Raw genomic sequence first — 25,301 nt, 5'->3', positions numbered from 1 at the left:
AAGGGATGTCTTGCTGTCGTTCGGCAGACTGTTTGCTATGATGGCACGATGAATCGCAAAAAGCCCACAAAGATTGCATTAACCAAGCCAATGCCCCTTTCCAGATGGCAGGAGTGGAAAAAAATATTTCCTCTGCTTGGTATCATCTTGCTTCTGTTTTCTGGCGCTGCATGCTTGCGAATATTTCTGACGTCGCAGAAGCATACGCAAATAGGCGGGCCTTACACTCTGGTTAATGGTCAGGGGCAGATTGTCACTCAGGCGGCTTTTGAGGGCCACTATACGCTTCTGTATTTTGGCTATACGCACTGTGTAGATATCTGCCCGTTGACACTTGCGACTGTATCAGCCGCTCTTGATGAGCTTGGTAAGCGGGGAGAAAGCATTATTCCCGTGTTTATTTCAGTTGATCCTGAACGGGATACCCCTAAAGTTTTACAGGATTACGTTGAACGGTTTTCCCCTCGTATTGTTGGCCTGACTGGGTCGGAAGCTCAGCTTCAGTCGGTCGTGAAGGCTTTTCATGTCTCCGCACGGCGTCAGGCCCCCAATGGTTCAGGCTATCTCATTGATCATAGTTCGCTTCTTTACTTCATGGATGGGCAAAACCATCTGGTCGGCATGATCCCCGTGGATGCCAGTGCCCACCAGATTGCAAGCGAACTCAGGCGGCTTTTACCGCCATCGTGATGTCAGGCCGGACGGAATTTCGCAAATATCCGGTTTGCAATGGCCAGAACAAGTAATGCTGCCCCCAGCTCTGGTAGAAGCAACCCTAGAGTGACGAGCATTACAATGCCGATAATTCCATATTGCTGAGAGTGCATGGCGGGTGGAGCACCCAGGGAGCCCGCAGGTTTACGTTTAAGCCACAATACAGTTGCAGCACTACTCATTGCCAGTAAGCCCATTGCCACCAACAGGTTGATGACCTGATTTATCCCCCCAAAAAGCTGGCCCTCATGTGCCGCAACGCCGTAGCCAATGATGCGATCCATAAGGCCTTTCCGGGCGAAGGTTGTATGTGCCAGCACATGGCCATCTGGTGTTACCGTCACACTTTCTCGCAAAGGTCGGTTTTGCGTGTCGGAACGCACAGTCCACATAGAACCAGACGGCGTAATAATGACCGGAGCGGGCAGGGAGAGAGTGCTCGCAGTCTGTACAACAGTATCCAGACTGCTTACCAAGTCCTCTTCAGGAAAAGAGGTGGAGACGGTTGGCATGTCCATACCGGGCATATCCATGCTGCCTGTTGCAGGCTGCTTCTGTGATGGCCCGACCGGGTGCCCGGCAATGACCGTGGCGGCTGGAACCGCGCCGATTTCCCAGTCCTTGACAGAGGTCAGGCGACCAAACGTGTTTTCGACCGATTGCAGGGTATGCCCCCAGACAAAAGACCACGGTAGACCGGATACCAGAAACAGCACCAGAAACACTGACGCCCATACGCCAGTGACAGCATGGAGATCCCGCCATCGGGTTCGTCCCTTTATGCCAAGGCGTGGATAAACAACGCCTGCCAGCCCATTCTGACCGCGAGGCCACCAGAGCAGCAGGCCTGTCACAATGAGCACAATGGTCCATGATGCGACCATTTCCATAATGACAGAACCCACATTACCCAACAGCAACTGCCCATGCAGCCGGAAAACCAGCCGCTCAAATCTGCTTTCTTCCAGAACAGTTTTCACAACAGTGTGGGTGTTCCTGTCCACATAGACCCGCACGGCTTCTCTGTCGGGCCTGCTGACCAGAACACGTGCGGCACTCTGCGAAGTCCGCGGAAGTTCATAAGCCAGGAAAGTCCCCTGCGGCACTGCTGATAAAGCAGCCTGAACGTCACGCTTGGGAGAGGGCGACTGAACTGTGGGCAGATGGTCATATCGCCAGTCAATCCAGTCATCAATCTGGGGTTTGAAGAGATAAACCGCTCCGGTCAGAGAGAGAAAAGCCACAAAAGGCAGGCAGAACAGCCCTGCGAAGAAATGCCAGCGCCAGAGCGTGCGGCGGTCTGGCCAGAGAGTGGCAATGTGTATGGTCATGGCACTATCCCTCAAAACCTGATCCGCATGCCGCCAAAATACGCACGGGGCGAACCCGCGTAGATGGAGCCTGTGCTGTTCATGAGTGTTGTCGCACCGGCCTGCTGACCATTGGCCTGCAGTTTATCGCTGATGTTTGTGGCCCCCGCGATATAGGTCTGGTTGGCGACGTTTTGCACCTCAAAATACCAGTGCAAACGATGTGCCCAGCCAAACCGGGCGGGGGGATCATAATGTATTTCAAGATTAAGCAGCGCATACCCCGGCGCTTTCAGCCGATTGGCGTTATCCAGCCAATAAGAATCACGCCACGTGACTTCCGCGTATCCGCCCAGTCCCTCCAGTAAACCGTCAGGCTGGTCATAAAGAAAGCGGGCATTAAGAAAATTGGGAATGACCCCGGGGATATAATGCCCTTTACGGCTGAAGCTGCGTGAGAGCGTGCTATTGGAAAGAACCTCGGTATAATTGGTATAAATCTGATTATCGTAGGTGTAGCTCAGTTTAACCCGACCGCCGGGAAGCATTTTGGGCAACGGTTTCCACTCCACACCCAGAACAACACCACGATGTTCGGACGCGGGTGCGTTAAAAGTGTAGGAGCCAACGGTGTTAACACCGGCAGACTGGCTGACCAGTTCGTTCTTATAAAACTCGTAAAAACCTGTTGCCTGAATGCTGATCGTCGAAGAGGGATGCCAGTCAGCGCCCAGATCAATGCCGACACTTGTCTGGCTTTTCAGTTGTGTATTGTTCCCGTATTCCCCCTGCGGGGTAATGAAAAGATTGGAAGAAGATGGCGTGCCATAGGCTGTGCCAACACGGGTATGAAGCGTCCAGTCTTTTGATGGCGTGTAAATTAACGCTCCTTCTGGTGCGAGATTGAAATAGAAACGATTGGCTGTGATGACCCGCTGGGTACTGGCTGTGGCGGAGTAGCCATAAAGTGTTTCGGTTGCACCAATGTCGGAATATGTGCCGCCAAGACCGGCGACGATGTGCCAGTCAGGCGCAAAATGCCAGTCTTCCTGAAAGCGCGCACCAAGATTCCATTGGTGCCCATAACTTTCCGAATTCATGGCCCCTCGTGTTGCACCGCCCAGGGGCATGATATTGTAAGTCTGTGAACCAAAATCGAGATAATCAAAATTCACGCCAGCAAATGTTTCCAACGCTCTGCCAGCAAGTTGCGCATGGTTGGTTATGTCGCTGCTTACATTATAGGAATTATAAGGACCGACATACGCCATAGGTGACGTTGGTTGGTCGATATGGCGCTGATCGTACGTAAACTGGTTTCGCCAGATTGTGTGGCTGTTGAAATCATGCTCCCAGCGCAGGCCAACCACCGTACGCCGGTCAAAGCGCCCCAGCCCTGCCTCTTCAGGGCTCATGGCAACCTTCGTGCCATAGCGGCCATTGACCAGCAGATTGACAGACGCACAACCGGCCGCTGCACTGGACGCATTGGTGCACCCCTGCTGGTAAGGATTGGCCCGATACTGGTTGAGTGACAATCTTGCTGGCAGAAAAGCATCCGTAACGTTGTTGACGAATTTCAGGATAAGATGATCCGATGACGTCAGATTGACACGAAGCCGCATATTTTCTGTCGAGGTATTATAACGGCTATTGGCAATGAAGCCGTTTCCACGCACATCGCTGCCAAAGATCATCAGATCGTAGTGTCTGTTGCCAAAGCCGAGGGTGGCATAGTTGTTGAACATCCCGAAACTGCCGAAATCGGAGCCCAGTTCCAGCCCGTGAATATCTGCTCCCTTCCGGGTGCGGAAATTGATGGCACCGTTGATGGCATAATTACCATACAGGGTTGAGGCAGGCCCCTCAAAAACATCGACACCCTGATAAGCATGGGGGTCGATCAGATCGGCCCGGGCTGTCCCATCTGGTTGAGTCATGGGGAATCCATCTTCCAGAACCTGAATATTTTTAAGTCCCCATGATTGACGATCTCCCGACCCACGAATGGAAATATTCGTATCGCGGGGGCCATTTCCCTGCGTAAAGCTGACGCCGGGAATGGTCACCACCATATCGGCAACGCTCTGGCCAACCTGGTTTGCGAAATTACTTCTGTCAGAACTATAAGTCGTCTGGCCTGCCGGACGCGTAAGGGCAGACGACCGGCTTAATCCCGTTACAAGAATCTGTTCGGTTTTGACGGGGTTTTTGTGGGTTTTGGGCACAGAAGGAGCATGTTGACTCAAAGGCGAGCGGGGCTTCTCTGCACCGATGGCAGCGTGCAGAGTGCTGGCCGAGAAAATGGCGGCAGCCGTAAGTGTCCCGTAAAACGGGAGTGAAAAACAAGACGTACGAAACATGTGAAGGAACCTGAATAGACAGCACAAAATGCTCACCTGCATGGGAGGTGAGCGGCTCTTTCAATTCAGATCAGGCAGGAGGTCCCTGCGGGCAGAGAGAAGTCCGTTTTGGTGTTGGCGGCCCCCGGATGGATGTGAACATCCATGACTGACGAATGACAGCAATACGCAAGTCCACAAAAAGACAGAAAACGATGCTTACAATAAGCAGGTCCAATGCTTCGGACAGAAGAAAGCCGTCATCATCGGGGGCGGTTGAGTGATGGTTCTGTCCGTCTGGATCAGACGATGTGCTCTGAGCGTCGCAAAGAATGCTCAGCTTCGTAAAAGTTTTGAGGGGATCGTCGATCAGTGCTGTTGGGGAAGCAATTCCGCCAAATGTCAGGCGTGCAATCAGTGCAAGCAAAACGAGAGGCCAGAAGGCCAGCAGGTAAGCTGAACTGTGAGCACGTGGAGTCATGTCTCACCGTTACATCAAGTTCTTTCGGTTAACCAGTCCATATCGGCAGCGCCAACTCTACCTTTCGATGACGATAGCCCTGGTCTTTGAGCCGTATTGCATGTCCGCTTTCGGGAAACGTAGATTGATCTCTGCACGACTGACAACGAAGGCAGAGCTGCCTGTCTGACTTCATAGTCATGCAGTTCTTCACCTCGTGTATGTGCTGGCGAGAAGACCCCTTCATCGTCCGGATGTTGCCTCGGCGTCAGGAGTGGAGCAGCTGATCGGACTAGCAAGGCTTGTAGACGCGGCCTGTTCGTCAGAGGCTCGCATATCCACAATGAGGGCAAGAATGGACGGGCTGTACCAAATGGATCAGGCTAGAAATCTTGCCGACAATTATGATAATTGTAGCCAATCCACCGGGCAATGGCGTGACTGGATGGGTAACAAGTCGTGCGGGGATAGTGCCGTGAACAATGAAAACCTAACTGATCGTCAGAGACAAATCCTAAATCACCTTTATACTGAAGCGCCTGTGTCGGTTAAAAATCTAATCCGACATACTCTTGATGGCGTTTTGGCCCGAGAGAATATTGAAGCTGTATGTCACATTATAAATGACGAATATCTTATGAAAGGTATAAAAGAGGATTATACTCCCAATGCGTATGGCAGGGAGCTTGAGGCTCTTTTAGATACGATCAACAGAGTTCGCCTTTTACAACCACACAACGTTCAAAAAAATCCACGGGATCAATAGTTTCGTGGATTTTCTTTTATTCTCAGGTCAGATTGAATGTGATAATTCTAAATTATGCCAGTTCATGTCTTGTTACGAATGCGCGAAAACCACCATGATTTTTTTGGAGGGGATGGATAAACCTGTGTGCCAGCAAGAGATTCAATGCGTGCGCAATTCCAGACACCATCGTCTATTGCCTGCTGGAGCATGGCTAATGTGACTGGCACTGTTGTCTGTTTTCGAACTGGTTGGCCCAGCAAAAATTGCCAGATCAGAAATCGGGAAAGAGCAAAAAGGATCATGGGAATAAATAATAAAGCGTCTGTTTCATCATTAAAATATCGATGAAAATCAAAATCCCCTTCATCGATTGAAAACGTGTCGGCGTAAGATTCCATAAGATAATGAGCATCAATTCCATCTATACCAAGATCTTCTGAAAGTCTTGTTGACAGTTGCATTTCATTTTCAGAAATTTTTTCTTCGGATATCAAGAGGTTCTTGAATTCTTCTGAGAGGAGATGCATTTAAAAAATCCCATCTTCAAGTTCAACCAGTGATTATATGTCTAACTAGTATAAAAAGAAATTTTCGATATGTCGTAAAAAGTGATGGTTACACCTGTGTAAGGTAAAGCTCTCCCAACAGAAAATCCATTTTTTATTATTTATGGTACATTTGTGATGGTTTACTATAGAGCCATTAATTTTTCGAAACTGTTGTTCTGTTGATAAAAGCCTTATCAGCTTGTTTTTCCTGTTTTGCAAAATCGGTTTTTGCGGGAAATGATGAATGCGTTGCTGCTAGGTCTGTCCTAGCAGAGCTCCGTGAGTTTCTTAACGGGATGGTGGTGGCACTGCCCATGGCGTGACATATAAACGCTATGGGAAATGGAACTTGATCTATGCCCGGTTCCGCCTGTGAACTGAGCGGGTGTCTGGGACGCCTGAATGGTGCTGGTCGTAGCTCTACGCGGTTTTCTGGTCGACTAGGGGTATGATGGAAACGGCGCCCGGGAAAACCTGCTTTTCCACGGGATATTGCCCATCATTCTGTAAGTGCGAACTGCACACAGCGCATTCGTTGCAATTCTCCTCGAGACTGTGATCGCAATAGGATCAAGAGAATGTTCAGCAATTGCTGCATGGCAAGAATATCATAGTACCCTTGTTAAGAGAGGCTGATATTCTGCTTCCTCTCCCCCTAAACTGTCTATCTGTTCTAGGGGGTGGGGTTAGATAAAAAGCTGATATTCCATAAGGGTATGACCTATTTTTTGCCCAAAAACGAGGTGCCTGTGGCGAGTTTTGCGTAAGGTTGAAAATGCCGGGCGTGAGTAACTGCCCAATTCTTCAGGGTTTGCGCAGGCAAATGAAGATGATGGAAAGCGAGAATGTTTTGGGGAGCCAGTCAAACGGATTTGTATGAATCTGGCTGATCCGCATGTTGTGGCGGATGGTTTGTGCCAGCCAGCGCCAGTCAAACCCTTTATGCCCCGTGCCGTGTGTTTCCACCTTATCCAGATTGAACAGTGCGGCATGCAGGGTTTCGGTCCATGTGTATTCCTTGTGCCGCATGTAGCCGGTGAGCAATGAGCCAATGTTCTTGACCAGAATAACCGGGCCGACCTCGTTAGGGACCGAGCACATAAAGGCGGCAGGCCGAGCAAGAGCGACCTGCTCTATAATGCGGACAACAAGATTTTCTGGAATATGCTCTAGGGTTTCCAGCGCAAGAATAACATCGGTATTCTGGAACTCGCCATAGTGGTCGGCAATGGAACCCGTGATGATTTTAAAGTTCGGATGGGCCGAATACCTTGCCCGTGCAATGCCGCTTAATGCCTCATCCTGATCTATGCCGATATATGTGATGTTGAAGCGGCTATTGAGGACCTGGAACGCTTTGGCATGTGCACAGCCTATGTCCACCACCCGTAAGGTGCGGGATGGGGCTTGGGCGGCCAGCTTGGTAAACAGGCGGATTAAATGCTTGTATCGGGTAGTATGCAGGTAAGAAACCAGCGGGTTAAAAGCCTGTTTTTTTTCATAACAGGTCAGGCTCTCATTGCCGGGTGGTGTGGATGAAGTGGGCTGTACCATAAAAATCTAGCTGTCATGCGATGGCGGGCGGTTGTGCCAATCTATGCAGACATCTGACAGCCACAAGGTAAGTGCTGAAACAAAAAGCCAGAGAAGGCCGGGGAAGATATTAAAATCCAGAATGACAACAATGCCGATACAAAACGCGGCAATGGAAATGCTCAGGTTAACAAGGCAGCAGAACACCGCAACAGGCCAGCTTTCGGGAAGACCAAGTTTTGTCATCAACACCTCACGCCAAAAACGGGGGCGTGCTCCTTGATAAGGGCCAGAAAACAGGCGTAACCCCGAGTGCTGGCAAAATCTGCCCCGAGAGCGGACCTGAACGGTCTCTCTTGGGGCAGGGGCATAATCTTACTGATCAAGCCAGGGAGCAACCGGCAGGTTTTTCTCCCGCAGGAAGGTCGGGTTGAACAGTTTGGATTCATATCGTGCGCCACCATCTGCCAGAATGGTCACAATTCTATGGCCCGGCCCAAGCCTGCGTGCGGTGCGTATGGCGGCCGCGACATTAATGCCCGATGACCCCCCAACAGACAGGCCTTCTTCCCCCAGCAGGCTGTAAATCACGTCCAGTGCTTCGGGGTCGGGAATACGCTCTGCATCGTCAATGGGAGCGCCTTCAAGGTTGCCGGTCACGCGGGACTGGCCAATGCCCTCGGTAATGGAAGACCCGGCTACGGACAGGTCGTTATTCTTGACCCAGCCGTACAGGCCGGAGCCTTCGGGGTCTGCCAGTACAATCTGCGGGGCCTTTACACCGTCGCGCCGGGCTGCATCGTGCAGGCCAAGGGCTATACCTGCCAGCGTGCCGCCCGTGCCGCATGCGCAGGTAAAGGCATCCACCTTACCATCCATCTGCTGCCAGATTTCCTGCGCCGTGGTGGCGCGGTGGCCTTCGCGGTTGGCGGTGTTGTCAAACTGGTTGGCCCAGACCCAGCCGTTTTCTTCCGCCAGACGGCGGGAGACATGCACGTAATTGCCCGGGTCGCGGTAGGGTTTGGCGGGCACAAGGCGCAGGTCCGCGCCAATCATGCGCAAAAAGCCGATTTTTTCGCGGCTTTGTGTTTCAGGCATGACAATAACGCATTTATAGCCGCGGGCGTTGGCGACCAGAGTCAGGCCAATGCCGGTATTGCCCGCTGTGCCTTCCACCAGAGTGCCACCGGGCTTGAGCACGCCACGGCGCTCCGCATCATCAATAATGGCAAGGGCCGCGCGGTCCTTTACGGAGCCGCCGGGGTTCATGAACTCCGCCTTGCCGTAAATCTGACAACCTGTTGCTTCAGATGCCTTGCGCAGAAGGATAAGAGGGGTTCCACCTACCGCACCGGGCATGTCGGGCGAGAGTGAGGTCCAGCCTGGACGGGTGGTGGAGGGCGCTGCGCTTTCGGTCATCTGTATACCCTGCTTGCTATGATCAGGTTGGGCGATCGGGGCTGGTCTGCGTTGGGGATTGCCCCCTGCGGCCTACCGGCCTGCGTCCGGTTCTTCTTGTGCATCATATAGCACTTCCAAAACCGCACACCAAGGATAGCGTGGGTCGTAGCTCTGCCCGGTCGGGCTTGCCAGGCGCCCCTGCTCATCCGTGGGAACGTGGGTCAGGGCTACGGCATCATCAATATTACCGCCAATAATGCTGATCTGGCGGCCAAAAGGCGGGCCATTCTGGCCTGTGGCGACCACATAGCCGCAATGTGCGGGAAAGCCGTAGGACGTCGGCAGGCTTGCAAAACGGATGCTCTGCCTGCCACGCCCACGGGCCACACAGATCAGGTCGCCTGCCTTGGGGGTATAGGCTGCGGGGTCATGCGCACGCAGGATGGGGGACAACCCCGATGCTGCGGCGTTGATATAGGTGGAATGGTTGGGCGAGTAGGGGAAGCGGTCATTCGCCCCGGCAATACGCATAACGTAGGAGATAAATGCAGCCGACCATGCAAAAGACCCGTCATGCACAAAGTCCGTCAACTGGCCATCGGCATTGTGTTTGCCGCTCCAGGAGGCTTCGGTCATGTTCGGGTCCATGCCAATCCACCAGTATTCGCCCACGCGCTGCCACAGGCCGGGCGCTCGCTCGGGCTTGATGGCGGCGACCTGTGGTTCGGGGCGCTGTTCGGGGTCATCGTCATTAACCGGGCTGCCAAACAGGCGCCATTCGCGCATGGCAATGGCTACGACATCCTGCGGATTAAAAGGCTCAAAATTGCGCGTGGCAAAGTCCGGCACATGGCTGTTTAAACCATAGCCGCCCGATACACTGCCGCCACGGGAGGACGTACCGCCCCCCGAAGAGGGCTGGGAGGTGCAGGCCGCCAGACACAAAGGTGCCAGAAGGGCCACAGTCAGCTTGCGTGGCATCTTGTCTCCATACCAGAACAGGGCCGTGTTCGGGGCCGGACGGAGTGGTTCCACCGCCTTGCAGAACAAAGCCCTGTTGTAAGGAATAGGCGTCCTTTATGGAGGGTGGAAGGGGGTTTATGCTCCTTTTGCTCCCCCCATGTGCTTTTTTGTCTGCTCAGGCCGGGGGTGTATCCACGGTAATGCTGGCAGTCTGGGCCTGCACGCAGCGTATGGCGTCTGCCGGGGCCAGTTCCACAACAAGGCCACGACCACCACCGTTGATGTAGAGCTTGTCCAGCTTGAGAATGCTCTCGTCAAACACAACAGGTACGGTTGTGCGTGCGCCAAAGGGGCTGATTCCCCCAACCTGAAAACCCGTGAGTGCTTCAGCTTTTTCAGCGCCAAGCATACGGGCGTTGCGACCGCCAAAAAGAGCGGCCACTTTTTTCAGGTCCATTTTCAGGTGAACAGGAATGGCAGTGCAGACAACCTGTTTTTTGTCGATTTCCACCATCAGGGTTTTAAAAACCTTTTGCTGGTCAATGCCTATGCCAGCCGCAGCATGCAGGCCGATCTTGCCCGGATCGGACACGTAATCATAATCATGCATGGTGTAGGGCACGGCATGGGCGGTCAGGAACAGTGTTGTCGGTGTTTGATCAGAGTTTGGCATAACAGGCGTTTTTTCCAATGTGATCCGGGGTTTCAGCCTCGTTCGGGAAAAAGGGAGAGCAGGCCGTCCGGTGTGGCCGCGCAGCAGCCTTTTTCTGTTATCAGGCCGGTAACAAGGCGGGCCGGAGTGACGTCAAACGCGGGGTTGGCGGCCTTGCTGCCGTCTGGAGTAATCTGCACCCGGTTGATCTGCCCGCTGTCATCCCGCCCGTGGATATGGGTAATTTCGGCTTCCGAGCGTTCTTCAATGGGGATTTCACGTATGCCATCGGCCACGCGCCAGTCTATGGTGGTGGAGGGCAGGGCAACCCAGAACGGTACATTGTTGTCCCGTGCGGCCAGAGCTTTCAGGTAGGTGCCAATCTTGTTGGCAACATCGGCATTGCGGGTGACGCGGTCGGTGCCAACAATAACCATATCAACCAGCCCGTGCTGCATCAGGTGGCCACCGGCATTGTCTGCAATAACGGTGTGGGGCACGCCGTGGCTGCCAAGTTCCCACGCCGTTAACGCAGCGCCCTGGTTGCGGGGGCGTGTTTCATCCACCCAGACATGCACGTTCAGTCCTTCGTCGTGTGCCATGTAAATGGGGGCGAGTGCCGTGCCCCAGTCCACTGTGGCAATCCAGCCGGCATTGCAATGTGTCAGAATGTTAATTCTGTCATTCTTGCCACGTTGCGCTGCCAGTGTGCGCAGCAGTTCCAGACCATGCAGGCCAATGGCCTCATTCTGGGCTGCATCTTCATCACAGATCCGGCCTGCTTCGGCATAAGCTGCATCGGCCCGCTGTGCTGGGGGCAGGGGGCGGAGGTGGTTCAGCATTCTTTCAATCGCCCAGGCCAGATTTATGGCCGTGGGGCGGGTGGCGGCCAGCATGGCGGCCTGCTGTTCCAGTGCGGTATCGGAGCTGTCCGTGCGCAGGGCCAGGGCCAGACCATAGGCTGCAACTGCGCCAATAAGTGGCGCACCACGGACCTGCATGGTTTTAATGGCGCGGGCAACCTGCTCGGGTGTGGTCAGCTGAAGAATATCCAGTGCAAAAGGCAGGCGCGTCTGGTCAAAAATATGCACGGACCAGCCGTCTTTTTCATTAACCCAAACGCTGCGGTAAGGTGTGCCGTTAATTTTCATGGCCAAGGTTCCTGATGGCGGAAGATAAAAATCGCTCGCTGATCATAGGGTTTGTTTGAGTATGTGGGCAATATCCTCATGTCATGACAGTTTTGCGAACAAGTGTAGAACATATAGTGTGTAATGGTTGAATCCAAACAGCCTATTCTTGAAAAGACGAGAGTATTTTTTTGCATTTCCGGTCATTTTTGTTATGTAGAGGGGGAAATGGGCGCGCTTTGCTGATACTGCGGAATGTGCCACGAACAGGTTTGTTTTTGTTTTTTGAAAAGAATGTTTTCTCTTCTTGATATTTTTAAAGAAGATGAAAAGGGAATGCTGGAATGAGTGAAACCAAAAAAGGTCGCAAGGCTGTTGCCGGTAAACGTGCCCCCGCCCGCGCCGCTGCTGTAACCACCCCCAAAAAGCGCGCGCCGCGTGCAAAAGTGGAAGTGGTAGAAGAAATTTTTGAAGTGGAAGCCCCCGCTCCCACCACGCGCAAGACCCGCCAGAGCGCCGCACCACGTAAAACGGCCAAAGTAGAAAAAGTGGCCAAGCCCGCAGCAGCCAGAAAAACCAGCAAGTCCACTGCCGCCGCCGCTCCGGTGGAAGTCCCGGCCAAGCCTGCCCGCCGTACAAAAACTGCAGCCGCCGCCGTTGTGGCCGAGGCTCCGGCCAAGGCAACCCGCAAGGCAAAAACTGCCAAGGCAGCGCCCCGTGCAACGCGTGCCAAGGTTGCTGCTGTGGCAGAAGTGGCACAGCCTGCACCAACCCGCGCGCGCAAGCCAGCCCGCAAGGCTGTGGTGGAAGCACCGGCTCCCGCCAAACCAGCTGCCAAAGCAACGCGGAAACGGGCAGAAAAGGCCGAAGCCGCAGAGAGCGCAAAGAACCTGTCCGCAGTTGAAAAACTGCGCATTGTGCAGGAACGCCGCCGCCGCAAGCGCTATGAGCGTCTGGCAGCTGAAGCCGTGGCAGAAGCAGAAAAAGCCGCACCTGCACGCAAGCGCAAAGCAGCCACAACGCGGCGTCCCCGTGCCACAAAGGCATAAGGGTTAAGCAGCGTTACGGTGTGAGCCTGACCATACAGGTTGGTCAGGCTTGCATTGTTTGGCTGGGTTTTTGCTCCTTTTCCCGCACTGGATTGCCCGGCAAATTGTGCAAAGGCCCATAATTCCGGATAACCGTTTGGGTTATCCGGTTTTTTTATGCCTAGTTCTGAGCCAATGGAGCAGGTGGCAGATAAGTCTGCGCCAGCAAGCTGGATGCACGCAACTCCCCGACGAGCTGACCATTCCAGTTTTTAAGCGGGCGGCGCATGAAGTGTGTTAAAACAGGTGCGTTCTCTATGCGGGCAAAACGGGCGATCAGGGCTGCTGCCGCAGTTTCTGCCGCGCGCACGCCGCCATCACGGCATTTTATGGCCATACCCAGCCCCTGTTCTGGTAGGGCGACAATCATCACGCCCTCAGCCCCCATTTTTGTCAGGACCTTCGGGGCCAGTTCGGTCATGATCCGCGTGTCAAACTGCCCGCTGCCTGCGATCATGAACGGGTTTTGGGCTATGGCGTTGCGCAGGCGTTGTGCGGCCAATGCCCGGTTGGGGGAAAGGCCAATGCCGCTGGCAAAGCGGGCATAACCCAGCGCCAGCGCAGACAGGGGGATAGCCCATGTGGGAATGGCGCATCCATCGACTGCCCTGTTGGCCGTGGTGTGGGGGGCTCCGGTAACCTCCTGCAGTGTTTGGGCAACTGTTTGCATTACGGGGTGTTCCGGGCGTGTGTAGTGTGCCACGTCCTGCCCGGTTGCGCAGGAGAGGCAGATAAAGCCCGCATGCTTGCCCGAACAGCAGTTGTGGAGTGCGCAGGGTGCTTCCCCCGCCGCAGCCAGTCCGCGGGCGGCGGCTGTATCCAGCGGCCAGTGGGTGCCACATTCGAGTACACCATAATCCAGACCCGTGCGGGCAAGCATGTCTGTGGCAACAGCAATATGTTCAGGCTCCCCCTGATGGGAGGCACAGGCTAGTGCCAGCGCTTTGTCTGGTAAGGCAAAGTGGTCTGCTGCACCTTCGGTCAGCAGGGGGAGTGCTTGTAACGCCTTGACCGTGGAGCGTGGAAAAACAGGTGTTGTGCAGTCCCCGGCGGAAAAAACGGTTTTGCCGTGGGCATCCACAACAATGGCAGCGCCATAATGGCTGGATTCCACAATGCCGTTGCGGGTTGTCTGAGCAAGAAGGACATCATCTGTCATAAAACTGGGCCTGTTGATCAAGAATGTTTAATTGCCGCTGAGAAGGTAGCATGGTGTGGCAAATTCTGCCGTATGGTCTGGCTCCAGCTCCAGAGCTTGCGCAACAAGGGAGCGTTTGAGCTTGAGCACAACAGGCATGTTATGGGCATCACACGCCGTGGTTTCTGCCGTTTTTGCCAGCCATGCGGCAATCCCGGCCCGCTCGGTCAGCATAAGGGGCGCGCGTCGGTTCAGGGGAAGGCCGGTGGCCATAAGGTGTTGCGCATGGTTTTGCGAAACAACCATGTATAAAAAACAGTCTTCACCAGCAGGCGGGAGCTTTTCCGGCGCAGGCACAAGGCTCAGGCGGATTTCGTCGGGCAGGAAGTGCGAGCGGGGGAGTGGGGGCAGGGGTAAGGCAAACAGGTCTGTCTGTTGCAGGTCCGGTGTTGTGGAAACTGTTTTGGGTCTGGCTGTTTTTTTACCCGCCCGAATGGGTTTGCGCACCTTGCCAGCAGGCAGGGTTGGCAGGTCTGGCTGAACAGGGCCGGTTGGGGCGGGGTGTTCCATCAGTTGGGGGCTGGGGCAGGCCCCTTCTGGCCGCGTGTGGCGGGGGCGCAATCCTCACACACACCTTCCACTTCGACCGATGCGCTTTGCATGGTAAAGTTTTTTTTGTCACAAATGCTTTTCAATACGTCCAGAACACGCGGGGCGTCGGCAATTTCGGTCACACCGCCACAGCTCCGGCAGATCAGGAACTGCGCGCTATGCAGGCAGGTTTCCGCCGGTCCATGAGAGTGGTCGTGGGGATGGTCATGCTGGAGGTGGGTGCATGGCACAAAGGCGGACAGGCGTTCAATGCGGTGAATAAGACCATGTTCGAGCAAAAAATCGAGCGCGCGGTAAACGGTAGGGGGGGCAGGTTTGCGGCCCGATGTTTTGAGCTGTTCAAGCAGGTCGTAGGCTCCAACAGGCGTTGTGGCAGTCAGGATCAGGCCCAGAACATCACGCCGTTGCGGGGTCATGCGTCCTCCCTGCCCGGCGCAGAGGTGAGCAGCGTGTTCAAGCTGGCGCTGAATACGGTCCGAAAAACCGTAGCCGTTATCTGCTGGGGAGGAGGCTGGTGTTCTGGTCTGCATGTTCATCATCCGTTCTCTCTTGTTTCTAGCCTAAACGAGCCAGAAGAGGAAGGCCAGACATGCGTGATGAGGTGACGGATGATCAGAACTAATGTAATATTATTACATATCATTGATTGAGGTGTCGGCGTCATGGTTCTTCCGGGTAAGAAAAAACAGAATTTCTGGTTAAAAACAGCTCTTTGCGCGTTGGGCGTGGTCAGCACGCTCGGGTTTGTGGCCGGGAGCGCGCAGGCCGCCAAAATGCCGCTTGTTGTGGCAGCGGAAAATACGTGGGGTGATATTGCCGCACAGATTGCCGCACCAGACATGCGGGTTGTGGCCATTTTGTCCTCCCCCACAGTGGACCCGCACGAATATCAGGCCACCCCGACCGATGCGCGCATGATTGCGGCGGCAGAACTGGTTGTGGCCAACGGCGCAGGGTACGATGCATGGGCCGACAAGCTGGTTGCCGCCTCCGGCCTGTTGCCCGTGCGGTATGTTAAGGCCGATTCGTGGTCAGGCTGGCAGGAAGGGGGCAACCCGCATCTGTGGTTCAATATGGATGCGGTCAGCGCTTTTGTGCAGCATTTTGCCGAAGCCTGTGCCCACATAGACCCCGACCATGCGGATGGGTATGCAGGCCGGGCGCAAAAGATGCAGTTGGCCATCCAGTCCATTCAGGCTTACGCGGGTTTGCTGAAGCAGCATGTCGCGGGCATGCACGTGGCTGCAACCGAACCGCTGTTCACCCCTCTGGCAGATCTGCTGGGTTTGCAGATGGACGAACAGGCCTACCAGCTTGCCATCATGAACGATGTGGAGCCAGCCCCTTCCACCGTTGCAACATTTGAGAGCGACCTGAAGGACAAGCGCCTGAAAATGCTGGTTTATAACCAGCAGGTGGAAGAACCATCCGTCCGGCATCTGCTGGAGCTGGCGCAGCAGTCCAATGTGCCCACCATGCCGCTGTCTGAAATGCTGCCACCGCGCAAGCACTGGCAGGTCTGGGTGCATGATATTCTTGCACGCACAGGCCAGCTTCTGGGAGTGCAGCAGTGAGCACTCCGGCTATCGAGGCCGGGCAGCTCAGTGTGTCGTATGGCGGGCGGCGTGTGCTTGATCAGGTCAGTTTTGCCATTCCACCGGGCAGCTTTGTAGCTGTGCTGGGGGGCAATGGCGCTGGCAAAACCTCACTCTTCCGGGCTATTCTGGGGCTTACCACGCCAGAGCAGGGCTATGTGCGCGTGGAAGGGCAGAGTTTTGGCAGGGGCCGCATGCCTGTGGGCTATATGCCGCAAATGCGGCGTATGGTTGCCGGGCAGCTTAATGGGTGGCACATGGTGGCCGCCGCTTTGCAGGGACGTGCCTGGGGCCTGCCATGGTGCTCGGCCAGTGCACGGGCGGAAGTAAACGCCGCGTTGGATGCGGTGGACGCGCAGGATCTGGCCATGCGGCCGGTCATGTCTCTTTCCGGTGGGGAGCGGCAGCGGCTTTTGCTGGCGCAGGCCCTGCTGGACCAGCCGCGTATTCTGCTGCTGGATGAACCCTTGGCCAGTCTGGACCCCGCCCGCATGCGTGAAACTACGCGCCGGATTTATGATCTGGCGCGTGAGCGGGGGTTAACGGTTCTGTTTTCCACGCATGATATTAACCCGCTTATGGGGTTTATGGACCACGTTCTTTATCTGGCGCATGGCAAGGCGTTGTTGGGGAGTGTGGATGAGGTTATGACAACCCCGGCCCTGAGTGCGCTCTACGGTGCGCCGGTCGAGGTGGTGCGCGCAGATGGTCGCTTGTTTGTGGTGGCCGATGGCGGGGCAGACACCCTGCATTGTTGTGACTGTGCGGAGCATACGCGCTGATGTTTGCCTACGAGTTTATGCGCACCGCATTTGTGGCTGCTTTTCTGGCGGCTTTTGTCTGCGGTCCCGTAGGGTGGTTTCTGGTGCTGCGGGGGCAGAGCTTTGCCAGCCATGCGCTCTCGCATGTTGGCTTTGCCGGGGCAGGTGCTGCTTTGCTGTGGGGGCAACCCGCGCTGCTGGGGTTCGGGTTGAGTGCGGTGATCAGCGGTATGGGCATGGGCATGGCAAGCGACCGGGTGATCGGCCGGGATGTTATGATCGGGCTGGTACTGTCGCTCGCCATGGGCACCGGAGCTTTGTGTTTGCATTTTCTCACGCGCTCGGCAGGGGCCGCCACAGCTTTGCTGTTTGGTGATATTCTGGGTATTTCCCCATCCAGCCTTTACTGGCTGGGCGCACTGGCCATTGGCTGTGTTGTGTGCCTTGGCGTTATGAGCAGGCCTTTACTGTTCGCCTCTCTCCAGCCTGATGTGGCTGAGGCCAAAGGCGTTAACCTACGCCTGCTGGATGTGCTGTTTCTGGCCCTAGTGGGTATTGCCACGGCCATGTGTTCACAGATTACCGGCGTGCTGCTGGTTTTTACCCTTATGGTCGCCCCGGCGGCTGCCAGCCTACGTCTGGGTTTTGGCCCAATGCTGGGCATGGCTGTAGCATTTGCCCTTGCCCTGTTCGAAGCATGGGGCGGGTTGTGCCTGTCATGGCTGAGCGACTGCCCCGCATCCTTCTGGATTGCGTTGCTGGGGAGTGCTGTGTTTGCCGCCGCTAATCTGGTGGCCCATCTGCGCGGGCGTTAAAGCCGGGCAGATGGTGCCTGCTGTGCGGTAATTTTTAGGTGAGTAGCCAGTTCAGGCCCGTGCCCAGAACAACGGCGGCGGTCAGGGCCGCGTACAGGGCCAGTACCATCTGGTTCCGTGTGGCGGGAAGGGCCAGAGCGCGGCTTTGGGAATGTTTACGGACCATCAGTTATGCTCCTTATGTAAACAGGGGTGCAGCGCCCTTTGGGCCGCCGTTAACCCTGCTGATAAGGTAGAGAGTGGTATCTGCGGTTAAAATAAACAAGCCCTTCTGCACCCGCATGGCATAAAATACCCTGCACAACGCCAAAAAGAACACTATGGGTGCCCACTTCCACAATCTGGCTGATCTGGCAGTCAAAGGTCGCGGCGGCTTCGTGCAGGACCGGGGCACCGGTGGCCAGTGTCTGCCAGTGGCCGGCGGCAAAGCGCTCTGCCATGGTGTTCGGGCTTGCAAAATGGTTGGACAGGTCCTGCTGGCTGGACGTGAGAACATTGACGCACATGGCCCCTCCCTCATAAAAGGCAGAGCGCGCACGACTGTTGCGGTTCAGGCATACCAGCAATGTGGGGGGCGTGTCGGTCACGGAGCAAACGGCAGATGCAGTAAATCCGACCGGGTTATCCAGCGTTCCTGTAGTTACAATATTCACGGCCGCACCCAGTCTGGCCATGGCTTCACGATAGGCACTGGTCTCCGGAGCCAACATCTGCTGTCCTCATCACAACGGTTGATGGCTACGTGTTTGTGCATGAAACAAAGAGGAAAGCAATGATCGAGGACGTCCTTTCCGGCACGGCATGCGTGCGAACGGCCCGGCGGGGGCATCTGGGATGCATCATACTGGACAAGCCCAAACGGCTGAATGCCGTTGATCTGGAGATGGCAACCGGTATTGAACGCGCTCTGGCCGCATGGCGGGATGATCCATCCGTGCAGGTCGTGTTGCTGCAAAGCAGTGCTCCGCGCGCGTTCTGCGCAGGGGGGGACCTCAAGGCCATACGGGACGTGCTGCTGGCGGATGGCCCGGACCATGCGTTTGAGCTGATGGACCGTGTTTACCAGACCATGTTGCACATAGCGCAGTATGCCAAGCCTGTTGTGTCGTTCATGGATGGTATTGCCATGGGTGGCGGTGTGGGGCTGGGTGGTCATGCCCGTTACCGGGTTGTGACCGAACGCTCCATTGTAGCTATGCCTGAAACATCCATAGGGCTTGTGCCCGATGCGGGTGGGTCGTGGCTGTTGTCACGCGCTCCCGGTGGCGCTGGGTTGCGGCTTGCCCTGACCGGTGGGCGCATGAACGGGGTAGAGGCCGTGGCCATGGGCTTTGCGGACTATATGGTGCCATCGGATAGTCTGGATAATCTGCGCGGGTTACTGGCCCTGCGCCCGGTGGAGGATGTGTTTGGGCTTATTCGCCCGCTAGCCTTGCCCGCACAGGCCTGCACGCTGGAGGAATACGACCCCTCGGCCAGTCTGGAGCACATTGTGCGTGGGCTGGAATGTTCGGACCAGAATGTAGCGCAAACGGATTTGCAGGACATTTCACGCGCCTGCCCAACGTCCATTTTTGCGGCATGGTATGGCTGGCAACATGCCCGCAAGGCGTCCTCGTTACAGGAGGCTTTTGCGATTGAAGGGCGGCTGGTCCGTTACATGCTGGGCCGTCCGGATTTTGTGGAAGGTGTGCGTGCGCGCCTGATCGACCGCGATAACGCCCCGCTCTGGCAGCCCTCAATGCTGGCTGCGGTGGATGTGGCAGCACTGGAAGCCGCGTTAACCAGTTAGGCAGGCAGCACAGCAGCCCTTACCCTCTCATGGCGTAGGGTAAGGGCCGTTGCTAATATTATTTAAAAAAGCGTGCTGTTTTGGAAAAATATGGGCTGTGGCAGCTTCAGGCTGCGGCGGGGGTATAAGGCCCAACAGGCAGGACCGGGCATTTGAACTGGGCTTCCAGAATTTCGGCCGCAGCCAGATACACGGCGGACAGGCCACATATCAGTCCTTCGTAACCCGCGATAACCGTAAGCCCCGGCTGGGCCAGCAGATCACCCAGCCCCAGCAATACAAACAGAATGACCAGGGTGCCAAAAATAACCTGATGCGCGCGTGTAGCCCGCAGTGTGCCCAAAAACAGGACAAAGGTGAACAACCCCCAGAGGAGCAGATAGCTGCCTACCAGAGCGGGGGAGCTTGCAGGCACAATGCCCGTGTGTGGCATGGCAATAAGGGCCACCAGGGTCAGCCAGAATGCCCCGTAGGAGATAAAGGCTGTCATGCCAAAGGTGTTGCCCGCGCCGTATTCCAGAATACCCGCAATAATTTGTGCAATGCCGCCAAAAAGCAGGCCCATGGCCAGAATGGCGGACCCCATGGGTACAAACCCTGCATTGTGCAGGTTGAGCAGAATGGTGGTCATGCCAAACCCCATCAGGCCAAGCGGGGCCGGGTTGGCCCGCAGGGGGGTGTGGAGCGCAAGATCAGTTTGAGCCATGGTGTTTCTTCTTATGGAGATTAATGTAATGGCTCGGTTATAAGAGGTGTTGTTAGGTTAAGTTCCCATAAAAAATATATTAACAGCGTAAAAACTAATTTATTAAAACAAACTATAAAGTTCGTTGCTCTCTAAAATTTGTTTTTTACAGTATTGGGGATATTCCCCCAGCAGGTCCGTAGTAAAAAGCTAGCGTGCAGCCGGGTGGACAGAAACGGGAATGGCAGGTCGCGTCAGGTCTTCTGCCTGCTGGATGGGGCCGTGGTCATGGAAAAAACCGGGCACGGAGAGAATGATATTGGCCGCCTGCTCCAGGCAGGACAGGGTTCGGTCACGGGTTAGGGATAGTCCGGCCTCCTGCGTTGGAATGGTGCGAATGGCCATAGCCGCCTGTTTGAGTGCACTGGCTGTTTCTGCCGGGTTATGGCGCAGTTGGGCAAAGGCGTTAAACGCGTTTGTCAGAGCGGTTTGTGCCTGCGGGTCCAGCGTTGCGTGGGCCGCGTTCCATTTGAGCCGCACAATCAGTCTGCCAAGGGAGAGCGAAGCAAAGGCCGCATCCGTATAACCCTGCCGGTCCAGATTGGTGGTAATAAAGGAAAGGCGCATCATCAGGCGTGAGATTTTTTGCAGTTGCAGCCCTTCCCACGCCACCCATGGTTCGGTGCGGCCATAAGGGGTACGCGCCAGTTTTTGAATACTGCGCGTCAGGGATGTTACCAGCCGTGCGGCATCCAGCCTGTGGTCGGCCGGCAGAATAACCCTGAAAACAATGGCCAGCAGGGCGCATGCTGCCACCATGCTCATCCAGTTGTTGGTCAGGGTCAGGTCGTCATACACAATCGGGTTATTGACCGAGAGCATCATGGTAAAAAACACGGCATACCCAAACGCGCCAATGCTGTAACGCGGGTGGAACTGCAACCACACGCCCGGCAGCAGGAACAGGCAGAGACTAAGCCAGAGCAGGGGGTAACCATCTATGCGTGGCAGGGCCAGCGTGTGGCACAAAAACCCCATGGGTATGGCCAGAAAAGTGCCTGCCGCCATCATGGGGCTGGCCTTGGCCGCTGAGGGCGTGGTGGACAAAAGGCTGGATGCCGCAACGGTGTATATGATCAGCAGCGGGCCAGAACTCCAGTGCAGAACATACCACAACATGCCCGCCAGCAGGGCAATAAAACTCCCGCGCACGCCGTTGCGCAGGGCTGTTGGCCATTCCAGATAAGGCTGGATGTTGGCCTGTGTGCGGTCGGGGCGCAGGCTGGTCAGGTCATGCAGGGCAAGGTCCATCTGCACCAGTGCGTCCCGCGTGTTGTCCAGTGCGGCCAGGGTGGTGGTGCTGGTGGTCTGGCGGGCAAGCTGTTCCAGTGTTTTCAGGGCGTCATGCAGGCAGGTGGAGAGCGGGGCGGGGTTTGTCAGCCAGCCGGGGTTTTCCGTCAGTTCCAGAATCCGACCCAGTGTCTGGGCAACCAGCAGGTGTACGGCGCGGGTTTCTTCCACCCCGGCAGAAAAGGTCAGCCAGTATGGGTGGTAGCTGACAATCAACCCCGTCAGGCGGCTTAAGCACAGGCGCAGGTTGCGCACGCGGTTTTGCATATCCGGGTCGTCGGCTGCGGCAAATTCTATGGCGGGGGTCAGGCCGGTCATGTTGGCCAGCAGTTTGCTGCGGCTGTCATAAATCGGTTGGCTGAACCCACGAAAAGCTGCGTTGGTGCTCTGGGTTTTCTGTTCCTGTTTTTCCAGCGTGCTGGTTACAGTGGCATCAAGCGCTTCGGGGGTTGTGCGTTCACTTTCAGCTTTATGAAATGTTCTGGCGTGCAGAACAGTTTCCCGGAACGCCTGACCAAGCTTGTGCAGCACGGTGCTGGGTTTGCGCACGGATGTGACCATGAACACGCAGGCCGTAACCACAATGCCCGTTGCCACAACAGAAAGGCGGCTCATGGCGGACAGAAAAATGCCATCGGGGTTGGCAAACGCAGGGGCTGCAATAATTACAATCGTATAGCCGGTCAGCACCGCTGCATACGCACGAAAAAACCGTAAAAACGTGGCGACCATACAGGCAAGGCCGACAAAAACGGACAGAACCGCAAAGTAGAGAACGGGGGACTGCACAAAAACAGCCATAACCCCCACGCTGATCGTGGCCCCGATCAGGGTACCAATAAGACGCCACACACTTTTGGAAACCATGGCCCCAACCGTGGGGTTGGAGACAATCAGCACCGTTGTGGCCGCGCTGAGTGGGGACTGGAGCTGAAAAACAAAGGCCAGAAAAAGCGCAATGCCAATGGAAAGGAACACACGCATGGTATAGCCCGCCGTGGCGGTAAAGCCATTCCAGCGGGCATCATCGGCAAAAACTGCGGGGGCAAAACGCTGGTTGGCCCAGTGCATGAGCGAGCCGGGCAGGGTGAGCAGGTCAGAGCGTGTGGGCATGATGCGCTTCGAGCAAGGAGGAGAGGGTCTGCGTCAGGCTATCGGCCTGAGCCGGAGGGAGCGAGTGCCGTATGGTCTGCTCGAGTTCAGCGGCAATCGTATGGAACAGCCTGCATTGTTCCCGCCCCGCATCTGTCAAAAACAGGCGTTTTGCGCGGCGGTCCTGCGCATCGGGTTTACGGGTGACCAGCTTTTGTTTTTCCAGTAGGTCAAGCACGCGCACCAGTGCAGAGCAGTCTATGTTCATGGTCTGGGCCAGGTCACGCTGGGTCGCCCCTTCAGGCAACATGCGCAGGTAGGCCATGGGCCGCATGACAGCAAGGGACATGCCATGCGGGCGCAAGGCCCGGTCCAGTTGCGTGCGCCAGAGCGTTGCCAGCCGCATGACCCGGAAGGTCAGCGCCATGCCGGGAAAATACGTTTCGTCCAGTGCTGGCATGTGGCGCTGCTCAGTCATGCGGTCCATTAACTTAGTGTCATTATAGTTGAGATAAAAAGTATATGGGCAAACTAGGCCAGCCTACTCTGTGGGTCAATCATGTTCCGCACTCTACGGCACTGGGTGGTCCTTAACGGCCTGTTCGTGCCGTGCAGCTATGCTTGGCCACAGCGCGACATGCCTTGAATCGGCAGGGTTTTTGTGCACATCATGCCCGCACTTGATGGTGCCCCTGACCGGGGGTGAAAAGGGAAGACCGGTGCAAGGCCGTCGCTGCCCCCGCAACTGTAAGTACCCATCATGTTCCGCCCCGGCCGTGTTCGGGGTTGCCACTGGTTCTTTCAGGACTCGGGAAGGCAGCGGAACAGTGCTTTGCGTCAGTTCATGGCTGGTGCAGGCAGGGTACAAGCCAGGAGACCTGCCATCACAAGTCTGTAAGGCCGTTCCTGTGGGAATGGTTGCGTTCTGGCGTTGTTTGCTGGCGGGGTGCCCGGCAGGCACGGATGCACCCGGTGGTGCGTTTTCTTTGCCATATGCGTGGCAGAGGGCTGGTTGTTACTGCCCCATGCCTGCCACAACCCCACGTTGTGGAAAAACGGCCTGTTGGAAAGACGCATGACCGCCGAACACTCTTTGCCTTCCTCTTCTGCTCATTCAGCACAGGCGGGGCCACCCGTGCTGCATGTCTGCGTTACGTGCAGGCGGGGCGGGCCTGCCATGGATTGCCCGCCGGGTGAACAACTGCTCGAGCGGCTGCAGGTTCTGCTGGATGCGGAGCATCTGGCTGGGGTAGTCCCTTCCGCCACGCTGCGTCCGGTGGCCTGTCTGGCAGCGTGTGACCGGGGGTGTACCGCGGCCATAGCCATGCCCGAGCGCTGGACATGGCTGCTGGGCCAGCTTGGGCCAGAAAAGGCTGAGGATATTCTGGCTTATGCCCGCCTGTATGCGGCATCGGCCAAAGGGACTGTCATGCCATCGCGCCGCCCTGCAACGCTGGCCGATATGGTGCTGGGGCGTGTGCCCGCAACGCTTTATAACGAACAGGAAGAACCATGACTGCTGCCAAGACACGCGTGCCCGTAACCATTATCACCGGTTTTCTGGGCGCTGGTAAAACCACCTTGCTGCGGCACCTGCTCAGCCGGGCGCAGGGGCACCGTATTGCCGTGGTGGTGAATGAATTCGGCTCGCTCGGTATTGATGGCGAAATCCTGCGTGGCTGCGGGGTGGAAGGTTGCCGCGAGGAAGACATTGTCGAACTGACCAATGGCTGCCTGTGCTGCACTGTCGCGGATGACTTCCTGCCCACCATGGAAGCCCTGCTGGACCGGGCCGACCCACCCGAACATGTGGTGATTGAAACATCAGGGCTGGCTCTGCCCAAGCCCCTGCTCAAGGCGTTTGGCTGGCCCACGGTGCGTAACCGCATGACGGTAGATGGCGTTGTGGCCGTGGTGGATGCCCCTGCCGTAGCTGCCGGGCGCTTTGCGGATGACCCGCAGGCCGTGGAAGCACAGCGGGCCGAAGATCCCTCACTGGACCATGACAACCCGCTGGCCGAGGTGTTTGAAGACCAGATCAACGCTGCCGATCTGGTAGTGCTGAACAAGACCGACCTGCTGGATGCAGCCCAACTGGCAGCAGTGGAGCAGCATATTCGGGACCATGCTCCCCGCCCTGTGCAGATTGTGCGGGCAACGGAAGGCAAGGTAGACCCTGCCGTGCTGCTGGGTATTGGCGCTGCGGCCGAGAGCGACCTTGCCGCCCGCCCATCCCACCACGATGCGGAAGATGGCGAGCACGAACATGATGATTTTGAAAGCTTTGTGGTAGCCGTGCCAGAACAGCACAGTGTGGATGAGTTCCTGACCACCTTGCAAAACACGGCCCGCAGCTTTGACGTGCTGCGTATGAAAGGCTTTGCAAGCGTTGCAGGCAAACCCATGCGTCTGGCCGTGCAGGGGGTGGGCAGCCGCTTCCGGCATGAATTCGACCGTCCCCTCGGTGCCGGGGAGGATCGTACGGGCCGCATTGTGGTCATTGGCCAGAAAGGGCTGGACGCCACGGCCATTGCCACCGCTCTTGCGGGCCATCTGGCTGCGTAAGGGAGTT

The 25,301-nt window shown here is 56.1% G+C and carries 27 protein-coding genes and 1 riboswitch; of the genes, 9 read left to right on the top strand and 18 right to left on the bottom strand.

All coding sequences use genetic code 11. The features are described 5' to 3' along the window. Window positions 1-48: 48 nt before the first annotated feature. Entirely contained in the window at window positions 49-690 is a 642-nt protein-coding gene (locus ACSYTG_RS10355; RefSeq protein WP_489783280.1) for an SCO family protein, read from the top strand. Window positions 691-692: 2 nt separating this feature from the next. Here ACSYTG_RS10355 and ACSYTG_RS10350 read toward each other — a convergent pair whose 3' ends face one another. From ACSYTG_RS10350 to ACSYTG_RS10340, 3 genes are all read right to left on the bottom strand, one after another. Next, window positions 693-2,045 carry a PepSY-associated TM helix domain-containing protein gene (locus ACSYTG_RS10350; protein ID WP_489783281.1) on the bottom strand — a complete coding sequence of 451 codons (1,353 nt, stop codon included), beginning with the start codon at window positions 2,043-2,045 and terminating at the stop codon, window positions 693-695. A gap of 11 nt (window positions 2,046-2,056) precedes the next feature. Then, complete coding sequence (locus ACSYTG_RS10345) at window positions 2,057-4,387, bottom strand: TonB-dependent receptor family protein (protein WP_489783282.1); 2,331 nt, start codon at window positions 4,385-4,387, stop codon at window positions 2,057-2,059. Between the two features lie 70 nt (window positions 4,388-4,457). Further along, window positions 4,458-4,847, bottom strand: coding sequence for a hypothetical protein (locus ACSYTG_RS10340; protein ID WP_489783283.1), 390 nt, complete (start codon window positions 4,845-4,847; stop codon window positions 4,458-4,460). A gap of 352 nt (window positions 4,848-5,199) precedes the next feature. Here ACSYTG_RS10340 and ACSYTG_RS10335 point away from each other — a divergent pair, with 352 nt between their 5' ends. Beyond that, window positions 5,200-5,592 carry a hypothetical protein gene (locus ACSYTG_RS10335; RefSeq protein ID WP_491706413.1) on the top strand — a complete coding sequence of 131 codons (393 nt, stop codon included), beginning with the start codon at window positions 5,200-5,202 and terminating at the stop codon, window positions 5,590-5,592. Between the two features lie 62 nt (window positions 5,593-5,654). On the opposite strand, the gene ACSYTG_RS10330 is transcribed toward ACSYTG_RS10335, so the two are convergent. From ACSYTG_RS10330 to mtnA, 7 genes are all read right to left on the bottom strand, one after another. Then, entirely contained in the window at window positions 5,655-6,101 is a 447-nt protein-coding gene (locus ACSYTG_RS10330; RefSeq protein WP_489783285.1) for a DUF1493 family protein, read from the bottom strand. Window positions 6,102-6,926: 825 nt separating this feature from the next. Next, entirely contained in the window at window positions 6,927-7,676 is a 750-nt protein-coding gene (locus tag ACSYTG_RS10325) for a class I SAM-dependent methyltransferase (protein ID WP_489783286.1), read from the bottom strand. Window positions 7,677-7,682: 6 nt separating this feature from the next. Continuing rightward, the gene (locus tag ACSYTG_RS10320; RefSeq protein WP_086646214.1) at window positions 7,683-7,901 is read right to left on the bottom strand and encodes a hypothetical protein; all 219 of its coding nucleotides are present in this window, start codon (window positions 7,899-7,901) and stop codon (window positions 7,683-7,685) included. Window positions 7,902-8,030: 129 nt separating this feature from the next. Then, entirely contained in the window at window positions 8,031-9,074 is a 1,044-nt protein-coding gene (locus ACSYTG_RS10315; protein WP_086646213.1) for a cysteine synthase A, read from the bottom strand. 72 nt (window positions 9,075-9,146) lie between these two features. Next, on the bottom strand, window positions 9,147-10,037 hold the full coding sequence (locus ACSYTG_RS10310) for a DUF2272 domain-containing protein (protein WP_095349611.1): 891 nt from the start codon (window positions 10,035-10,037) through the stop codon (window positions 9,147-9,149). A 157-nt stretch (window positions 10,038-10,194) separates the two neighbouring features. Then, entirely contained in the window at window positions 10,195-10,692 is a 498-nt protein-coding gene (locus tag ACSYTG_RS10305) for an aminoacyl-tRNA deacylase (RefSeq protein WP_086646255.1), read from the bottom strand. Window positions 10,693-10,724: 32 nt separating this feature from the next. Beyond that, window positions 10,725-11,822, bottom strand: coding sequence for an S-methyl-5-thioribose-1-phosphate isomerase (gene mtnA / locus ACSYTG_RS10300; protein WP_489783287.1), 1,098 nt, complete (start codon window positions 11,820-11,822; stop codon window positions 10,725-10,727). A gap of 323 nt (window positions 11,823-12,145) precedes the next feature. Between mtnA and ACSYTG_RS10295 the strand changes: the two genes are divergently transcribed. Next, window positions 12,146-12,850 carry a histone gene (locus ACSYTG_RS10295; protein WP_489783288.1) on the top strand — a complete coding sequence of 235 codons (705 nt, stop codon included), beginning with the start codon at window positions 12,146-12,148 and terminating at the stop codon, window positions 12,848-12,850. 160 nt (window positions 12,851-13,010) lie between these two features. On the opposite strand, the gene ACSYTG_RS10290 is transcribed toward ACSYTG_RS10295, so the two are convergent. From ACSYTG_RS10290 to ACSYTG_RS10280, 3 genes are read right to left on the bottom strand one after another with little or no spacing between them, the layout of a single operon-like run. Continuing rightward, window positions 13,011-14,048, bottom strand: a complete 1,038-nt coding sequence (locus tag ACSYTG_RS10290) for an asparaginase (protein WP_489783289.1) — start codon at window positions 14,046-14,048, stop codon at window positions 13,011-13,013. A 27-nt stretch (window positions 14,049-14,075) separates the two neighbouring features. Further along, window positions 14,076-14,597, bottom strand: a complete 522-nt coding sequence (locus ACSYTG_RS10285; protein ID WP_489783290.1) for a hypothetical protein — start codon at window positions 14,595-14,597, stop codon at window positions 14,076-14,078. Next, complete coding sequence (locus tag ACSYTG_RS10280; RefSeq protein WP_354857766.1) at window positions 14,597-15,178, bottom strand: Fur family transcriptional regulator; 582 nt, start codon at window positions 15,176-15,178, stop codon at window positions 14,597-14,599. Before ACSYTG_RS10280 ends, ACSYTG_RS10285 begins: the two co-directional genes overlap by 1 nt. Before the next feature lie 123 nt (window positions 15,179-15,301). On the opposite strand from ACSYTG_RS10280, the gene ACSYTG_RS10275 reads away from it, so the two are divergent. From ACSYTG_RS10275 to ACSYTG_RS10265, 3 genes are read left to right on the top strand one after another with little or no spacing between them, the layout of a single operon-like run. Next, window positions 15,302-16,213: a metal ABC transporter solute-binding protein, Zn/Mn family gene (locus ACSYTG_RS10275; RefSeq protein ID WP_095349548.1), complete on the top strand. Its 912-nt coding sequence runs from the start codon at window positions 15,302-15,304 to the stop codon at window positions 16,211-16,213. After that, window positions 16,210-17,016 carry a metal ABC transporter ATP-binding protein gene (locus ACSYTG_RS10270; protein ID WP_278740067.1) on the top strand — a complete coding sequence of 269 codons (807 nt, stop codon included), beginning with the start codon at window positions 16,210-16,212 and terminating at the stop codon, window positions 17,014-17,016. The genes ACSYTG_RS10275 and ACSYTG_RS10270 overlap by 4 nt, the downstream gene beginning before the upstream one ends. Further along, window positions 17,016-17,810 (top strand): metal ABC transporter permease, encoded by a 795-nt coding sequence (locus ACSYTG_RS10265; RefSeq protein ID WP_095349547.1) that lies wholly within the window; start codon window positions 17,016-17,018, stop codon window positions 17,808-17,810. The genes ACSYTG_RS10270 and ACSYTG_RS10265 overlap by 1 nt, the downstream gene beginning before the upstream one ends. 34 nt (window positions 17,811-17,844) lie before the next feature. Here the strand turns inward: ACSYTG_RS10265 and ACSYTG_RS10260 are convergent, their stop codons facing one another. After that, the gene (locus ACSYTG_RS10260) at window positions 17,845-17,976 is read right to left on the bottom strand and encodes a hypothetical protein (protein WP_255375217.1); all 132 of its coding nucleotides are present in this window, start codon (window positions 17,974-17,976) and stop codon (window positions 17,845-17,847) included. 49 nt (window positions 17,977-18,025) lie between these two features. Then, window positions 18,026-18,520, bottom strand: a complete 495-nt coding sequence (locus tag ACSYTG_RS10255) for a flavin reductase (RefSeq protein ID WP_095349546.1) — start codon at window positions 18,518-18,520, stop codon at window positions 18,026-18,028. A gap of 62 nt (window positions 18,521-18,582) precedes the next feature. Between ACSYTG_RS10255 and ACSYTG_RS10250 the strand changes: the two genes are divergently transcribed. Next, window positions 18,583-19,602, top strand: coding sequence for an enoyl-CoA hydratase/isomerase family protein (locus tag ACSYTG_RS10250; RefSeq protein WP_086646203.1), 1,020 nt, complete (start codon window positions 18,583-18,585; stop codon window positions 19,600-19,602). A 106-nt stretch (window positions 19,603-19,708) separates the two neighbouring features. On the opposite strand, the gene ACSYTG_RS10245 is transcribed toward ACSYTG_RS10250, so the two are convergent. The 3 genes from ACSYTG_RS10245 to ACSYTG_RS10235 form a co-directional block, all read right to left on the bottom strand. Continuing rightward, the gene (locus tag ACSYTG_RS10245) at window positions 19,709-20,308 is read right to left on the bottom strand and encodes an acetate uptake transporter (protein ID WP_086646202.1); all 600 of its coding nucleotides are present in this window, start codon (window positions 20,306-20,308) and stop codon (window positions 19,709-19,711) included. Between the two features lie 189 nt (window positions 20,309-20,497). Next, window positions 20,498-22,708, bottom strand: a complete 2,211-nt coding sequence (locus tag ACSYTG_RS10240; protein WP_489783328.1) for an FUSC family protein — start codon at window positions 22,706-22,708, stop codon at window positions 20,498-20,500. Between the two features lie 25 nt (window positions 22,709-22,733). After that, window positions 22,734-23,207, bottom strand: a complete 474-nt coding sequence (locus ACSYTG_RS10235; RefSeq protein ID WP_086646253.1) for a MarR family winged helix-turn-helix transcriptional regulator — start codon at window positions 23,205-23,207, stop codon at window positions 22,734-22,736. A 189-nt stretch (window positions 23,208-23,396) separates the two neighbouring features. After that, window positions 23,397-23,629: riboswitch (cobalamin riboswitch) on the top strand. Window positions 23,630-23,804: 175 nt separating this feature from the next. On the opposite strand from ACSYTG_RS10235, the gene ACSYTG_RS10230 reads away from it, so the two are divergent. Then, complete coding sequence (locus tag ACSYTG_RS10230) at window positions 23,805-24,245, top strand: DUF1636 family protein (RefSeq protein ID WP_489783291.1); 441 nt, start codon at window positions 23,805-23,807, stop codon at window positions 24,243-24,245. Beyond that, a complete protein-coding gene (gene cobW / locus ACSYTG_RS10225; RefSeq protein ID WP_354857781.1) occupies window positions 24,242-25,294 on the top strand; it encodes a cobalamin biosynthesis protein CobW in 1,053 nt (350 codons plus the stop codon). Before ACSYTG_RS10230 ends, cobW begins: the two co-directional genes overlap by 4 nt. Window positions 25,295-25,301: the final 7 nt, after the last annotated feature.

This window comes from Acetobacter sp. ESL1128 (assembly GCF_058505085.1).
The sequence above is the reverse complement of the archived record's forward strand: the minus strand, read 5'-3'. Positions and strand labels throughout refer to the sequence as shown.

Bases quoted from the DNA above. Each gene is read 5' to 3' on its own strand.
- cobW (WP_354857781.1), top strand. From the start codon at position 24,242: ATGACTGCTGCCAAGACACGCGTGCCCGTAACCATTATCACCGGTTTT.
- ACSYTG_RS10315 (WP_086646213.1), bottom strand. From the start codon at position 9,074: ATGACCGAAAGCGCAGCGCCCTCCACCACCCGTCCAGGCTGGACCTCA.
- ACSYTG_RS10255 (WP_095349546.1), bottom strand. From the start codon at position 18,520: ATGTTGGCTCCGGAGACCAGTGCCTATCGTGAAGCCATGGCCAGACTG.
- ACSYTG_RS10350 (WP_489783281.1), bottom strand. From the start codon at position 2,045: ATGACCATACACATTGCCACTCTCTGGCCAGACCGCCGCACGCTCTGG.
- ACSYTG_RS10275 (WP_095349548.1), top strand. From the start codon at position 15,302: ATGGTTCTTCCGGGTAAGAAAAAACAGAATTTCTGGTTAAAAACAGCT.
- ACSYTG_RS10240 (WP_489783328.1), bottom strand. From the start codon at position 22,708: ATGCACTGGGCCAACCAGCGTTTTGCCCCCGCAGTTTTTGCCGATGAT.
- ACSYTG_RS10330 (WP_489783285.1), bottom strand. From the start codon at position 6,101: ATGCATCTCCTCTCAGAAGAATTCAAGAACCTCTTGATATCCGAAGAA.
- ACSYTG_RS10245 (WP_086646202.1), bottom strand. From the start codon at position 20,308: ATGGCTCAAACTGATCTTGCGCTCCACACCCCCCTGCGGGCCAACCCG.
- ACSYTG_RS10265 (WP_095349547.1), top strand. From the start codon at position 17,016: ATGTTTGCCTACGAGTTTATGCGCACCGCATTTGTGGCTGCTTTTCTG.
- ACSYTG_RS10230 (WP_489783291.1), top strand. From the start codon at position 23,805: ATGACCGCCGAACACTCTTTGCCTTCCTCTTCTGCTCATTCAGCACAG.
- ACSYTG_RS10320 (WP_086646214.1), bottom strand. From the start codon at position 7,901: ATGACAAAACTTGGTCTTCCCGAAAGCTGGCCTGTTGCGGTGTTCTGC.
- ACSYTG_RS10305 (WP_086646255.1), bottom strand. From the start codon at position 10,692: ATGCCAAACTCTGATCAAACACCGACAACACTGTTCCTGACCGCCCAT.
- ACSYTG_RS10325 (WP_489783286.1), bottom strand. From the start codon at position 7,676: ATGGTACAGCCCACTTCATCCACACCACCCGGCAATGAGAGCCTGACC.
- ACSYTG_RS10250 (WP_086646203.1), top strand. From the start codon at position 18,583: ATGATCGAGGACGTCCTTTCCGGCACGGCATGCGTGCGAACGGCCCGG.
- ACSYTG_RS10290 (WP_489783289.1), bottom strand. From the start codon at position 14,048: ATGACAGATGATGTCCTTCTTGCTCAGACAACCCGCAACGGCATTGTG.
- ACSYTG_RS10235 (WP_086646253.1), bottom strand. From the start codon at position 23,207: ATGACTGAGCAGCGCCACATGCCAGCACTGGACGAAACGTATTTTCCC.
- ACSYTG_RS10280 (WP_354857766.1), bottom strand. From the start codon at position 15,178: ATGATGAACATGCAGACCAGAACACCAGCCTCCTCCCCAGCAGATAAC.
- mtnA (WP_489783287.1), bottom strand. From the start codon at position 11,822: ATGAAAATTAACGGCACACCTTACCGCAGCGTTTGGGTTAATGAAAAA.
- ACSYTG_RS10310 (WP_095349611.1), bottom strand. From the start codon at position 10,037: ATGCCACGCAAGCTGACTGTGGCCCTTCTGGCACCTTTGTGTCTGGCG.
- ACSYTG_RS10260 (WP_255375217.1), bottom strand. From the start codon at position 17,976: ATGGTCCGTAAACATTCCCAAAGCCGCGCTCTGGCCCTTCCCGCCACA.
- ACSYTG_RS10285 (WP_489783290.1), bottom strand. From the start codon at position 14,597: ATGGAACACCCCGCCCCAACCGGCCCTGTTCAGCCAGACCTGCCAACC.
- ACSYTG_RS10345 (WP_489783282.1), bottom strand. From the start codon at position 4,387: ATGTTTCGTACGTCTTGTTTTTCACTCCCGTTTTACGGGACACTTACG.
- ACSYTG_RS10340 (WP_489783283.1), bottom strand. From the start codon at position 4,847: ATGACTCCACGTGCTCACAGTTCAGCTTACCTGCTGGCCTTCTGGCCT.
- ACSYTG_RS10295 (WP_489783288.1), top strand. From the start codon at position 12,146: ATGAGTGAAACCAAAAAAGGTCGCAAGGCTGTTGCCGGTAAACGTGCC.
- ACSYTG_RS10355 (WP_489783280.1), top strand. From the start codon at position 49: ATGAATCGCAAAAAGCCCACAAAGATTGCATTAACCAAGCCAATGCCC.
- ACSYTG_RS10335 (WP_491706413.1), top strand. From the start codon at position 5,200: ATGGATCAGGCTAGAAATCTTGCCGACAATTATGATAATTGTAGCCAA.